The 14,859-nt window shown below is 39.3% G+C and carries 10 protein-coding genes and 1 pseudogene; 8 read left to right on the top strand and 3 right to left on the bottom strand.

Annotation, left to right across the window (positions count from 1 at the left end; translation table 11 throughout):
- The first annotated feature begins 153 nt into the window (after positions 1–153).
- From I2I04_RS18810 to I2I04_RS18820, 3 genes are all read left to right on the top strand, one after another.
- The gene (locus I2I04_RS18810; RefSeq protein ID WP_195655662.1) at positions 154–1,206 is read left to right on the top strand and encodes a porin; all 1,053 of its coding nucleotides are present in this window, start codon (positions 154–156) and stop codon (positions 1,204–1,206) included.
- Between the two features lie 118 nt (positions 1,207–1,324).
- The gene (locus I2I04_RS18815; RefSeq protein ID WP_004305204.1) at positions 1,325–1,792 is read left to right on the top strand and encodes a CYTH domain-containing protein; all 468 of its coding nucleotides are present in this window, start codon (positions 1,325–1,327) and stop codon (positions 1,790–1,792) included.
- 58 nt (positions 1,793–1,850) lie between these two features.
- Entirely contained in the window at positions 1,851–3,143 is a 1,293-nt protein-coding gene (locus tag I2I04_RS18820) for an MgtC/SapB family protein (protein WP_195655669.1), read from the top strand.
- A 219-nt stretch (positions 3,144–3,362) separates the two neighbouring features.
- On the opposite strand, the gene I2I04_RS18825 is transcribed toward I2I04_RS18820, so the two are convergent.
- Together I2I04_RS18825 and I2I04_RS18830 are read right to left on the bottom strand one after the other, a co-directional pair.
- Entirely contained in the window at positions 3,363–4,520 is a 1,158-nt protein-coding gene (locus I2I04_RS18825; RefSeq protein WP_195470151.1) for a DNA/RNA non-specific endonuclease, read from the bottom strand.
- Positions 4,517–5,542: an endonuclease/exonuclease/phosphatase family protein gene (locus I2I04_RS18830; RefSeq protein ID WP_143256895.1), complete on the bottom strand. Its 1,026-nt coding sequence runs from the start codon at positions 5,540–5,542 to the stop codon at positions 4,517–4,519. The genes I2I04_RS18825 and I2I04_RS18830 overlap by 4 nt, the downstream gene beginning before the upstream one ends.
- Before the next feature lie 200 nt (positions 5,543–5,742).
- Here I2I04_RS18830 and I2I04_RS18835 point away from each other — a divergent pair, with 200 nt between their 5' ends.
- From I2I04_RS18835 to I2I04_RS18850, 4 genes are all read left to right on the top strand, one after another.
- Positions 5,743–8,271 (top strand): TonB-dependent receptor, encoded by a 2,529-nt coding sequence (locus tag I2I04_RS18835; protein WP_195655663.1) that lies wholly within the window; start codon positions 5,743–5,745, stop codon positions 8,269–8,271.
- A gap of 47 nt (positions 8,272–8,318) precedes the next feature.
- Positions 8,319–9,173, top strand: a complete 855-nt coding sequence (locus I2I04_RS18840) for a DUF5689 domain-containing protein (protein ID WP_032842892.1) — start codon at positions 8,319–8,321, stop codon at positions 9,171–9,173.
- Positions 9,174–9,194: 21 nt separating this feature from the next.
- A complete protein-coding gene (locus I2I04_RS18845; RefSeq protein ID WP_195655664.1) occupies positions 9,195–11,345 on the top strand; it encodes a choice-of-anchor J domain-containing protein in 2,151 nt (716 codons plus the stop codon).
- Between the two features lie 82 nt (positions 11,346–11,427).
- On the top strand, positions 11,428–12,279 hold the full coding sequence (locus I2I04_RS18850; RefSeq protein ID WP_195655665.1) for a DNA/RNA non-specific endonuclease: 852 nt from the start codon (positions 11,428–11,430) through the stop codon (positions 12,277–12,279).
- A 48-nt stretch (positions 12,280–12,327) separates the two neighbouring features.
- Here I2I04_RS18850 and I2I04_RS18855 read toward each other — a convergent pair whose 3' ends face one another.
- Complete coding sequence (locus I2I04_RS18855; protein WP_195655666.1) at positions 12,328–13,881, bottom strand: ATP-binding protein; 1,554 nt, start codon at positions 13,879–13,881, stop codon at positions 12,328–12,330.
- A gap of 190 nt (positions 13,882–14,071) precedes the next feature.
- Between I2I04_RS18855 and I2I04_RS18860 the strand changes: the two are divergent.
- Positions 14,072–14,654 (top strand): annotated as a pseudogene (locus I2I04_RS18860) (AAA family ATPase); the annotation flags it as partial.
- Positions 14,655–14,859 lie beyond the last annotated feature (205 nt).

A 14,859-nucleotide genomic window follows, 5' to 3' on the forward strand; every position in this document is an offset into this window, starting at 1 on the left:
GCGTAATCTGTGGTGAACTCTTTGTTTTGTAATGCATTTGTATTCTATGTAATATGAATGTAACTTTTCTGTCATTTTCCTGTATTCGATTTGTCATCTTCGTGTATCCTCACAGTTGTACTTTTGCCGTGAATTTAGTAGCATACAACTGAAATGAGTAGAATCACAACAACCGTCGTCATGCTTTTGCTGGCGACAATGGCCTTTGGACAGGCAAAAGAAGATGCCGGGGATGGCAAGAAGCTGGATAAGCAGACAATGGAATTTAAGGATTACCTGCCGGAGATTCACGGAACTATCCGGGGAAAATATGAATACCAGACAGAAACAAGTGAAAGTCGTTTTGAAGTACGTAACGCGCGCTTCAGTGTTTCGGGGAATGTACATCCGTTAGTTGCCTATAAAGCGGAAATCGACCTTTCCGACGAAGGTTCCATTAAAATGCTGGATGCGTATGCACGTGTCTTCCCGATAAAAGACCTGAATTTTACGATCGGTCAGATGCGCGTTCCTTTCACGATAGATGCTCACCGCTCGCCACATCAGCAGTATTTTGCCAACCGTTCATTCATTGCCAAGCAAGTAGGAAATGTGCGTGATGTCGGTTTTACGGCTGGTTATACGAATAAAGACGGTTTTCCATTTATTCTTGAAGGGGGATTGTTCAATGGCTCCGGTCTGACGAATCAAAAAGAATGGCACAAAACGCTGAATTACTCCATGAAAGCGCAGTTGTTGCCTAATAAGAACTGGAATCTGACACTTAGTACTCAAATGATAAAACCGGAAAATGTACGGATTAATATGTATGATGCCGGTGTCTATTATCAGAATGACCGTTTTCATATTGAGGCGGAATATTTATATAAAATGTACGGCCACGAAGCGTTTAAAGATGTTCATGCGGTAAATAGTTTCATTAATTACGATTTACCATTGAAGAAAGTATTCAATAAAATCTCTTTTCTGGCTCGCTATGATATGATGACCGATCATAGTGATGGCAAGATGGATGAAACGACAAAAGCTCTGATTATAAATGATTATGCCCGCCATCGTGTGACGGGTGGAATCACACTAAGTCTTTCCAAAGCTTTCATTGCCGACCTCCGATTGAACTTCGAGAAATATTTCTATAAGAACTCCGGCGTTCCAAAAGAATCAGAACGGGACAAAATCGTGATTGAGTTCATGACGAGATTCTGAAATAAATTGAGACTTGAAAATTGAGAATTAAGAATTGTAGTTTTCTGATACATGATGTGAGGTATCAAACGATCATTTTTTTATTCTCAATATTCATTTTTTAATTTATCTTTGTGCCATGGCACAGGAAATAGAACGTAAATTTTTAGTTATCGGTGAATTTAAGTCTTCGGCTTTTGCGCAAAGTCACATTGTGCAGGGGTATATCAGTAGTGCTCGCGGGCGTACTGTCCGGGTTCGTATTCGGGATGAAAAAGGTTATCTGACGATAAAGGGAGCCTCTAATGCTTCCGGTACCAGTCGTTATGAATGGGAAAAGGAACTGGCCTTATCAGAAGCAGAAGAATTGATGAGGCTTTGCGAACCGGGGATTATTGACAAGACCCGTTATTTAGTACGTAGTGGCAAACATGTATTTGAAGTCGATGAGTTTTATGGTGAGAATGAAGGACTTATTGTGGCAGAAGTAGAGCTGGAATCGGAAGATGAGGCTTTTGTAAAACCCGACTTTATCGGTGAGGAGGTAACGGGCGATATACGCTACTATAACTCACAGTTAATGAAAAAACCGTATAAAACGTGGTGAGCGTTAACAAATAAACCGTATATTTGTTCTTATATAAAAAAGAGAGCAGTGTATGGATATGGAACAGTTGTACAGCTATGTGCCGCGTGAATTGGTTACTTTTGTTTTAGTAACCTTGTTTTCTTTATTAATCGGACTTTCGCAACGTCGAATCAGTCTGAAGCGTGAGGGTGAAACTACTCTTTTCGGAACCGACCGCACTTTTACCTTTATTGGTATATTGGGTTACTTGCTTTATATCTTAGACCCTACGGATATGCGCCTGTTTATGGGAGGCGGAGCGGTATTGGGATTGCTGTTGGGATTAAACTATTATGTAAAGCAATCGCAATTTCATGTTTTTGGTGTAACTACCATTATTATTGCCCTGATTACTTATTGTATGGCTCCTATCGTAGCTACCCAACCTTCCTGGTTTTATGTCATGGTAATTGTGACTGTGCTCCTGCTGACCGAACTTAAACATACTTTTACAGAGTTTGCGCAACGGATGAAGAATGATGAAATGATTACGTTAGCCAAGTTCTTGGCTATTAGTGGTATCATATTACCGATGCTTCCGCATAAGAATCTGATTCCGGATATTAATCTTACTCCTTATTCTATCTGGTTGGCAACAGTAGTGGTATCCGGCATTTCCTATCTCTCTTATCTATTAAAGCGATATGTATTCCATGAATCCGGAACGTTAGTTTCCGGTATTATTGGCGGATTATACAGCAGTACGGCTACGATCTCGGTACTTGCCCGTAAAAGCCGGAAAGCCTCTGAACAGGAAGCTACTGATTATGTTGCTGCCATGCTGCTGGCTGTCAGCATGATGTTTCTGCGCTTTATGATACTGATACTTATTTTCAGTAGAGAAATCTTCCTGTCTATTTATCCGTATCTGTTGACTATGGTGGTGGTGGCAGCTATTGTAGCCTGGTTTATTCACTCCCGGCAAAAACGCCCGGAAGGCCAGTCTGCTGAAACAGAAGAGGATGATAGCAGCAACCCGTTGGAATTTAAAGTTGCTTTGATTTTTGCCGTACTCTTTGTGATATTTACTTTCTTAACTCACTATACGTTGGTTTATGCGGGCACAGGTGGATTGAATCTCTTGTCTTTTGTTTCCGGTTTTAGTGATATAACTCCTTTTATATTAAACTTGTTGCAAAATACAGGTAGTGTGGCTGCATTGATAATTACTGCTTGTAGTATGCAGGCTATCATTAGCAATATAATGGTAAATATGTTCTATGCTCTATTCTTTGCAGGAAAAGGAAGTAAACTTCGTCCTTGGATTTTGGGAGGATTCGGTGTGGTAATTGCTTGTAATCTCGTTTTGTTGCTGTTCTTTTATATTTAAGAAAAGGGAACAATTGATCGTTTTTCATTGGTCTTAGTTCTAGTAATTTTCTATTTTGTCGAATATAGTCGATAAAATAGAAGTGTTTTTATCGGCTATATTCGATAAAGTGAAATGGATAAAAAATGAAGAGTAAATTTCATTAAAAAGGAAACTTACTCTTCATTTAAATTCAAAGTGAGATATTTGTTGAATACCTTTAAGTAGTGGTATGACTTGTTACCATTTCCAGTTGTCTTTACTCTTTTCTACGTCTTTTTCTATGTCGGAAGGAAGATTAGGGAAAAAATCAATATCCGTATTAGCTTCTAACTCGTCTATGGTAACCTCATATTTAGAAAAGGGTTCTTTACTATTATAAGATTTATGCTCAAACCAATATCCTATGGCAGAGTATTTTCCATCTTTAAGGGATAACAGTGCCATAAAATAGTATTTGGGAACAGCTATATTATGAGAGCCATCAGATATATATTTTAGTATCTGGTCATCCCTAATTGTTCCCCCTTTTACTACATATAATGTATCTTTTGAATTAGTAATGCTATAGCCTTTACTTTGAACTTGTCTTTCTAAATTTAGCCAAATACCTCCGTTGAATCCATCTTGAATTTGTGGACTCATATTTGACATATAGAATGTTTTCTTGTTGGCTGCTACTGAATATTGTCTGTCTTCAGAGGCGATTAAATGTCCTCTACTGTAGCTAGAACCAGAAAAAGCTTTTTCTCCAAGTCTGTATGCTGGAGGTAATGAAAGATCTTCTGTGAAGCTCTCATGCCTTCCAACGTCTTTGTCAGAAGTGGCAGTGCTAAAAGTGCATGCGACCCAACGAGAATGCATTTTACTACAATCATACTCATAACTATAAGTAATAACCTCTTTGTTATTCTCTTTAGTGGTGTGCGTAATAAACTTATACATATTTCCGGAACGTAAAGCTGGAATTTCAATCCTGCCTGCATATCCCGAAGGCTTTTCAGGATCTGGGTCTGGATCCGGATTTGAGCTATTGCCAGCTAATTGTTTGAGTGTAAACTCTGCTTTTTCTTTCCCAGCTATGATTGTAATAATGACGTTCCGTTCAGCTCCGGTATTTGCTTTCATATATCCACTGATAGAGCCATTTCCATTGCCAGATGCTCTACTCAATGTACACCAAGTCTCACTGCTTGAAGCCTGCCATGTGCCGTCCGCTTTTACACGGATGATAAATCCGCCTCCATTTGCATTGATTTGCGTTTGGTCAATAGAGGCAATTCCTTGATTGGTATTGCCCGGATTGTCCGGAAGGTCAGGAGAATCCTGTTCACTACATGAGATTGCTGTGCTACAGGTTATGAACAGGATGAATAGTCTAAATAATGCTTTTGTCATTTCACTTCTTTGATTAGATAAATAATAGTAGGCAAGTGATCGCTATATCCGTTTAGCCATACACCACCTGCTTGCGTCCGTTTAGGATAACCTTTGTATTTCCCCTCTTTTTGGAACATAAAATCACGGCGGAAGATTTCATGTTTATAGAATTTCAGTGTACTGCGGTCAGTGCCCAATAAATTCCCGGTGAATACGATTTGATCGAATAAATTCCATTTGCCTTTGTACATCAGAGTTCCGTATCCTTTTTTCAAAGTATCCCACCAAGGATTGTACAAGTCTGTAGGTCCTACATCAGCAGGCTTACGTTTAGCTCCAAGTGCTACAGCCATACTTTTATCCATTGGGTCATCATTCATATCTCCCATAATGACAATTTTGGCTGCGGAGTCTTCCCTTAACAGTGAATCTTTGATAGCTCTAACCTGTTCTCCTGCGCGTTCACGTGCTGGAGAAGCGGCAGCTCTCGAAGGCCAGTGATTGACGATAAAGTGCATTTTCTCACCTGCGATATTGCCACTGGCAATCAGGAAGCCACGTGTCTTATGCACCGTATCATTGATATATACATAAGGTACGAGTTTACTATTTGTCAGTTCGAACAATTTGGGATTATAGAAGAAGGCACAGTCCACACCACGTTGGTCTTCTCCTTCGTAGTGAACATATTGGTAACCTCTGTCCGCTAAAGCCGGTTGCTTCAGTATGTCTTCCAGTACTCTGTAATTTTCGATTTCAGAAACGCCGATAATGGCGGGACCCATTGGTAACTTGTCGGTACTTAACATACTCAATATTTCCGACATGTTTTTCAGCTTAGCCTTATACTTCATCGTATTCCACTGATTAGTACCATTAGGAAGATACTCGTAGTCATTCTTGCCTTCATCATGAATGGTGTCAAACAAATTTTCCATATTGTAGAACGCTACACTGTAGAGGGCAAATTTCTTTTCTTGTCCGTAGGCCATGAGGACGAAAAGAGCGAGTACACCTAAAGTCATTAAGCTTTTTTTCATCTTTAAAATTGATTTTAAAAGTGGGTAATTTGTCATTTGTATGACAAATATCTAAAAAGAAAACGGAAAAACCACCCTTACTAGTTACTTTTTTTGCAAAAAACATTGTTATATATAAAATTCTTTGTTATTTTGCGTAATAGCTTATTTCTTTTATGTTGCAAAACGAAAGACCAATTAACATTAATATAAATTAAATTATGAAACAACGACTAGGGTTAGCGATCGTGCTATTTTGCTTAATGCCAGCACTTTTTGCGCAGCAAAAGGCAAAGCAAAACGCCCGTGAGGACAATGCTTCTTTCATGTTTACAGAATCACAATTGGATGAGGATGATGATGCAGCACAGAGCACATCTGCATTGGTCACTTCTAACAATGATGTTTATCTGTCAAATGTAGGTTATCTGTTTAGCCCAATGAGATTTCGTGTAAGGGGATATGATTCCCAGTATAGTGACATGTATATCAATGGGGTACAGTTTAATGATGCAGAAACAGGACGTTTCAGTTACGGATTAATAGGAGGATTGAACGATGCTACCCGTAATAAGGAGGGGATCGGTCCTTTTGAATTTAACAACTTTACTTTTGGCGCGATAGGAGGTGCCACCAATATCAATTTACGTGCCAGCCAATATGCGGCCGGCTCAAAACTAACACTGTCAGGTAGTAACCGCAACTACATTTTGCGTGGAATGTATACTTATTCTACAGGTCTGATGAACAATGGCTGGGCATTTACCGGATCATTGGGTTATCGCTGGGGTAATGAGGGAAATATTGAAGGAATCAAATATAATTCTTTTTCTTACTTCCTCGGTGCGGAGAAAGTATTTAATGATCGCCATAGTCTCTCTTTGGCAACTTGGGGAACACCGACAGAGAGAGGACAGCAAATGGCGGCAACCGAAGAAGCTTATTATTTAGCGAACAGTCATTATTATAATCCGAACTGGGGATATCAGAATGGAGAAAAACGAAATGCACGTATTGTACGTCAGTTCGAACCATCGGCTATTGCTTCATGGAATTTCACTATTGATGATAATAAGAAATTAGTGACAAGTGCCGGATTCAAATATTCCAACTATGGGAAAAGTGCTCTAGGTTGGAATGGTAATGCGGCCGATCCACGCCCGGATTATTATAAAAAGTTGCCTAGCTCAATCTTTGATGTATGGGAATCTGTTCCTACTGCCGATGAATTGCAGCAGTTTAATGAAGTCACAGATAATTGGAAAAATAATAAAGCTTATCGTCAGTTAGATTGGGATGCTCTTTATTTTGCCAATAAACAGGCGAATGCATTAGGTAAAGAGACACTTTATTATGTAGAAGAACGTCATGATGACCAGTTGGCATTCAACCTTAGTTCTGTATTCAACCATCAATGGAATGAACGTAACAGCTATGTTGCGGGAGTTGCCGTGAATACAACGAAAGGTATGCATTATAAAAAAATGAAGGATTTGCTGGGCGGACAGCTTTATACTGACGTCGACAAATTTGCGGTACGCGATCATGGAGCTAGTTCCAGTATGGTGCAAAATGACCTTGATAATCCTAACCGTCGTATTGGTGAAGGTGATAAATTTGGTTATAATTATAACATCTATGTGAATAAGCAAAGTGCATGGGTACGTTATCAGGGCAACAATGGCGGATCATTAAACTATTTCGCTTCCGGTAAAATAGGATCTACACAAATGTTCCGTGACGGACTGATGAGAAACGGACGTGCTCCGTTGAAATCACTTGGCAGCAGCGGTACGGCGAAGTTCCTTGAAGGAGGTATAAAAGCCGGTATGAATTGGGCTATCAATGGTAACCATTCTTTCACGCTGAATGCCGGATATGAAGAACGTGCACCACTGGCTTATAACTCCTTTATCGCTCCTCGTATTAAGAACGACTTTGTGAGAGACTTGAAAACAGAGCGCATCATTGGTGGTGATTTGACTTATAACTTCAACACTCCATGGGTGATGGGACGTTTGACTGGTTATTATACTCGCTTCCAGAATCAGGTAGAAATGGATGCTTTTTATAATGATAGCGAAGCACGTTTCACTTATCTTTCTATGAATGGCATTGAAAAGGAACATTGGGGAATAGAAGCAGCGGCTACCTTTAAGTTGACAAGCGAACTTTCATTGACGGCTATCGGTACTTGGAGTGAAGCTAAATACACCAATAATCCGGATGCTGTATTGACATATGAAAGTGAGAATGAGTCAAACCTCGATCGTGTTTATGCTAAAGGTATGCGTGCTAATGGTACTCCGCTTTCGGCTTATAGCCTTGCTTTGGATTATAACGTAAAAGGTTGGTTCTTCAATTTGACCGGAAACTATTATGATCGTGTATATATCGATTTCTCAAGCTATCGTCGTCTTGGCAGCGTATTGGATAAAAATGGTGCCGGTGTAGATGCTAATGGAAATCCGGTTCTCCATGTACCGGGTCAGGAGAAACTGGATGGTGGATTTATGTTGGATGCTTCCATCGGAAAATACATTCGTTTACGCAATGGAAAGAGCATTAGCCTTAATTTGAGTTTGACTAATATCTTGAACAATACAGATTTGCGTACAGGTGGTTTCGAACAGAACCGTGATGATAATTACAAAGACGGTGACGCACGTGTTTACAAGTTTTCTAAGAACTCTAAGTATTTCTACGCATTCCCGTTCAACGCTTTCTTGAACATTGGTTATAGATTTTAAGAATGTGTAGTTATCAATCCAAAACAATAAGAAAGGAAGAAACAATTATGAAGAAATTACTATCTATATTATGTACCGGATTGCTGCTATGTGGCGCAGGTCTCACTTCCTGTGAGAACTATGATGATCCGGTGACGGGAAATGCTTATGGCAATAATTCAATCCCGGAAGGACGCACCATTTCAATAGCTGCGCTGAAAGAGAAATACAATGATTTCATTGATACGAGTACTGATACGTATACTACTATTGAGGATGAGACACGTATTGAAGGTGTAATAATTGGAGATGATGAAAGTGGAAACATCTACAAACAGCTTGTCGTTGGTGATGAAACAGGTGCTATTATTGTAGGAGTTAATAATTCCGGATTATATGCCTTTTGTCCGGTAGGTCAAAAAGTCGTAATTGACTGTAAGGGATTGCAAATCGGTAGTTACCGTAAGCTTGCACAAATCGGTTCAATTTATGAAGGTAAAGTGGGACGTATGCCCGAATATGTATGGAAACAGCATGTACGTTTGATTAATGAACCGAAGTTGTTTTATGATGAATTGAGACCTTTAGAAATCTCTACGGCTGCAGAATTGACCGCTGTGGATATGAAGCAGGCGCCATTGCTTGTTACATTAAAAAATGTAAGTTTCCCGGATGCAAATGGTACTACAACTTATGCAGCAGAGGAAGATGTAGCCAATCCAAATCTTTCTTTTGTAGAACGCAATATCAACTATGCTGATGGTACTAAGTCTGCGGCTGTGGCACATACCAGTATCTATGCTAACTTTTCAAAAGATATTCTTCCGCAAGGTACTTTAAATGTGACAGGTATACTGACCCGATATAACAATGCTTGGCAATTGATTATTCGTACTGGCAGTGATGTAAAACGCAATAAATAATTCAAATAACAATATACGATTATGAAAAAGATTCTAAATGCTTTATTCTTGACACTGCTTGCAGTGTTCACATTTAGTTCATGTAGTGATGTACCGGCTCCTTATGATATATTGGGAGAGGGTGATGTTCCGGGGCTGACGGGTGATGGTTCTAAAGATAATCCATATACTGTATCAGATTTAAAGGCTAAGGCCGATGGTACTACTGTAGCTTGGGTACAAGCATATATTGTAGCAGGTATTAAGTCTTCTACCGATATGTCCATAAGTTCTGAAAATGATGTTGTTTTTGGAACACAACCCACAGGTGTGAAAGCTACTGCATTCCTGATTGCAGATGACCGTGGAGAAAGCGATTATAAGAATTGTTCAGCGGTTAATTTAAGTGGTAAAACTGCTGGCTGTTCTGAAGTTAAGGCAGCTTTAAATTTAGTTGATAATGCAACAACTCCTCTTCCTCGTTTAGTGACTTTGAAAGGAACCTTAATGAAAAATACATGGGGATTACCGGGATTGAAAGAAGTTACAACTGCGATATTGGAAGATGGCACTATTATTGGTGAAGGGGGAGATGAGCCTACGCCTCCGGTTGGCGGAGTTACATTCTTTGAAGAATCATTTGCTTCAGATAAAGGTACATTTACTATTGAAGATAAGACACGTCCTACTCAAGTAAGCGAAATCTGGAAATGGGAGTCTTATACACCGGAAGGTGGCACAGCCAGTACATATATGAAAGCTAGTGCCTATATCTCTGCAACAGAAAAAGAAGCATCAGAAAGCTGGTTGATATCTCCTGTTGTAAATCTGACAAAAGCGACCAAAGCTTCATTGACATTTGAACATGCTCATAAATTCTGTGGTGATCCTGCAAAAGAGTTGACTATATGGGTGAAGGAAAGTACTGCTTCTGATTGGACTCAAGCTACTATACCAACTTATGGAACTAATCAGGATTGGAAATTTGTTTCTTCTGGTAATATTGATCTTGCTAGCTATATAGGTAAAAATGTTCAATTTGCTTTCAAATATATAAGTACTACTTCTAATGTAGGTACATGGGAAGTGAAGAATGTGAAGATTGTTGGAGAAGGTGAAGGTGGTGGTGAGCAGCCAACACCTCCCGGTGAAGAGGGTACTAAAGTCTTTGTGGAGACTTTTGGTACAGTTACTGCTAATACAAATGTAGAAGGTTATACAGGCTGGAGTAATTCAGACTTTACTTTTAGTGTAAATAATACAAAGGTGAATCTTCGTACTATTCTTCATAAAACAGAAGCAAATAAGACGGAATCGACAGCAAAAATTAGTCATATTTGGTTCCCGAACGCAGGTGATAATACGTTTACGATTTCTAATATTAATGCGGCAGGCTATAATAAGTTTGTTTTGTATTATGAGGAAGCTGCAAATACGTACGATGTCGGTTCTTCGATTGATCTGAATGTGTTGAAAATAAAATTCAATGGTACGGAAGTAGTAGCTGATAGTAAGATTGTAACTGCAACGGTGAAGGCTGCCGATGCTAATATATTTTACGAAATGCAGGTAGAACTAGATGTAGAGGGAACTGCAAATTCTACATTAGAGTTCTCTGCTTTAGCCGCTGATAATACTTTAGGATTGCGTTTAGCTAACATTAGACTGTATGCTGTAGGGGAAGGTGGAGGAACAGAACCTGAACCTACAGGAAATCTATTGACTAATTCTGGATTTGAAAATTGGACAGCTGATACTCCTGATGATTGGGCGAGAGTTTCAGTGACTTCTGCCAATACATGGGAAAAGAGCACTGATGCGTATAATAATAGTAGTTATTCTATTTTAATTAAAGGAAATAATTCGAATAATCGTTTTGGTGCAAAGGAAGTACAGTTAGAAGTTGGAAAATATACTATTGATGTATATGCTAAGATTGCCGATAGTGTTTCTAGTGGAGCAAAACTTAAAACGGGAATCGTGCCTATTAACGAAGTAGGTTCTCCTGGTACATATAATTATGGTGAGACAACTCAGACTGCATTTGAACCAACTGATAGTTGGGCGGTTTATACAAACACAATAGAGGTAAAGGCTGCTGGTTTATATTCTGTGTTTTTAGTAAACGCTAAAAGTGGCTCAAATAAAAATGTGTTGCTTGATGATGTGACTCTTAGAAAGGCTGTGGAATAATATTGAATTTGAGTTTTAAATAAAAATTATAAAAGCTGTCGTTCTCTTCAGAAAGACAGCTTTTATAATAAAAGAATATAATATGTTATATACAAAAAAAATATGGATTGGGTTGAGCCTGTTATGTATAAGCTTCTGTGCTTGTGATAAAGACGAGAATAACAACTCCAATAATTTTGCCACCGGCATCGTAGAACTCCCTGCTCTTCGCAATGGTGTAAACGATGTGTTTGTAACACACTACACCACATTCAATGGGCAGAAAGTAACTTCTTTCAGTATGGAATACGATAAGAGTAAGAAACATTCCCGTTGGATTGCCTTTCGATTTGACAATCAAACAAAGCAACAAAATGTATCACGTAGTGATGAGCCTTTTGATGCAGATCCTGCTATCGGTTCACAATACCAACGTGTGCAAGCAGATTTTGGAAAACAAGGTTATGATAGAGGGCATCTTTGTGCCTCTGCCGACAGGCTTTATTCACGTGAGGTGAATGAACAGACCTTCTATTACACGAACATGAGTCCTCAACGGAATAAATTTAATACAGGTATATGGTTGACTTTGGAGGGACAGGTGCAATCATGGGGACGTAGCTGTACATCTTCAGATACTTTATATGTGGTAAAAGGAGGAACGATTGATAAGGAAGATCAGATCAGAGGATATATTAGTAACGACCGTAGCAAGCCCATTCCTAGATATTATTATATGGCTTTGTTGTTTAAAAAAGGAGATTCATTCAAAGCGATCGCTTTTTGGATGGAGCATACCGACTCTCCGAAATCAACAAAGTTAGTTGACTATGCATTATCAATAGACGAACTGGAAGAAAAGACAGGAATCGATTTCTTCCCGAGTCTGAATGATAATTTAGAAAATGCGCTTGAGGCTACGTATTCAACAAAAGCGTGGCCGGGATTGGAATAAGATCACCACGTTAATAATAACAGACTCTTTGTCAAGGCAGGGTATACTTCAGGAATCTACCACCCATTTTTCGATATTACGGGTTTTCTCACTGAAGTTAATCCCTATCTTGAATAGTTTCCGTCCATCCGCTTCGAAAGGCAGCGCATAGTGTTTGTCATTAATTTGCTGTAAAGCCTCTTCTGCTGTTCCGTTTAGCTTGAATTCCATAATATAAATGAATTTGTCTGTTTGCAGAATGAGATCTACGCGTCCGTTATTGGTGTGGTATTCCACTTTGGTATAGAAACCAACCAATTTGAAAACAATGAAAAGCACGTTCTCATAATGTAATTCCTGATCTCGGATAACTTCGTAAGTCGTATCGGCGAAGAAACTCTGAAGGCGGCGGAAGAAAGAATCGTAGTCTCCGGAACGCACTTCATGGACAAACTTTTGAATCTCAAACGGGGATTCTACCTTATTCACATTCGCATAAAAAGGAAGTAGAAAACGAATAAATCCTTCTTCCACTTCACGATTGGGGAAACCTAAACGATATATCCCAAATTCTTCATCATACCCTTTGATAGTGAGATATCCGCTTTGGTAAATCACCGGGATCGGGTTGGTTGATTCGGAGTCGATGCTGTTCAATACTTGCACGTCGGTTTCTTCGTGTGCCATCTGTTCCAGATCATAATGATGCTTTTTCAGTAATTTCACCAGATAGGTAGGTGTCCCCGTTTCAAACCAATAACTGCCGAACTCTTTACGCTTAAATGCATTGAGCAGGCTGAACGGATTGTACATGCCGATAGAATTATGCGTAAAGTGATAACCGTCATAACATTCTTTTAACTCTGTACATATCTTGTCATATGTTGTTCCTCGTGCATCGGCGAATTCATGAAGTTCCGCTTCCAGATTTTCGTGAATTTCCCGTTCGCTGACACCGCAAATTTCTATATACTCGTTCCACATTGAGATGTCATCCAAATTATTCAAGTCGCTAAACACACTGACTTTGCCGAACTTTGTAACGCCGGTCAAGAACGCGAACTTTATATAGCCATCCATTGTTTTGAGTGCCCCATAGAAAGGTTTTAAGGTATTCCGGAATTGTTTTTGCAACTCTTCGTTGCCGATAGCTTGTAACATGGGTTTGTCGTATTCATCTACCAAAATAACTACCCGCTGCCCTGTCAGCTTGCAGGCGCGTTCTATGATGCCGGCAAAACGCAAGGAAAATGAGCGTTCGGATGGCTCGGCACCATAAAGCTTTTCCCATGCAGTCAACGATTTTTCGAGTATATTATCCAGACTTTCCGGTACATCATATTTTTCGATATTAAGGTCTAGGTGTAATATCGGATATTTAATCCAGTCTTTTTCCAGCCTTTCTATAGCTAGTCCAGCAAACAGTTCCTTTTTTCCTTGAAAATAGGCTTCCATCGTAGAGATGAGCAGGCTCTTCCCAAAGCGGCGTGGGCGGCTTAAGAAATAGTAACTACCGGTTTTTACCATTTGATACATCAATGCCGTTTTATCAATATAGAAATAACCATCATTACGAATCTTTTCGAAATTCTGTATGCCGATGGGATAAATTTTAGTGCTCATATACTCCGGTTTTATAAATCAATTACACAAAGGTAATAAATTTCCGGGTACTTCATTGCTTTTAAAAAGAGGAAAGTATAAGTATAGTTGCTTTTAACTGAATGAAGTGTAGAAAACAGTACGTACTGTTTGAAGTCTATATTTTAATGCCTAAATTTGTCTACATTTCAATTTTATAAGGATAGGCATTATGGATACTACTTTCAGAATATACCCGATAGGAATACAGAATTTTGAGCAGTTTTGCAATAATAACAACGTCTATGTAGATAAGACGGAGTTGGTTTATCGTTTGGCTAATACCAATAAGGCTTATTTTTTGACTCGTCCCCGTCGTTTCGGAAAAAGTTTGTTGGTATCCACTCTTCATGCTTATTTTCGGGGAAAGAAGGAATTGTTTCAAGGTTTGGCAATGGAGCGTTTGGAGAAAGAGTGGAATGTCTTCCGGTGTTGCACCTTGATTTCAGTATGACAAAGTACACAGCACTTTCCGACCTCTTGGGACAGTTGAATCTGAACTTATACGATTGGGAAAACTCTATGGAAAGGAAGAAATAGAAGGTACGCCCGCGGAACGTTTCCGGGGAGTGATTCGTCGTGCTTATGAACAGACGGGCAAACCGGTAGTAGTACTTATTGACGAATACGATGCTCCTTTATTAGACAGTAACCATTTGCCGGAACTACAAAATGAACTTCGAGAAGAAATGCGGAAATTCTTCAGTCCCTTGAAAGCGCAAGGAGCACATTACACGCGTTTGGTTGCAGGTGGCAGATGTTTTTATGTTTTTCAACTTTATAGAGGAAGGATTACGCATCAAAATTAGGGTCACAACCGTAAGTCATAAACCCAATTCACCTCTGTGTCCTCCGTGTCCTCTGTGGTGAAAAGAATCAAAACTGCATAGAAACGAGTTAAACGTTGCGCTAATGAATGGGTCAAGGGTGAGGGGTGGTGAGGGTAGATTTATAACTTTC

Source organism: Bacteroides sp. 1001136B_160425_E2 (assembly GCF_015559655.1).
Classification (GTDB): domain Bacteria; phylum Bacteroidota; class Bacteroidia; order Bacteroidales; family Bacteroidaceae; genus Bacteroides; species Bacteroides luhongzhouii.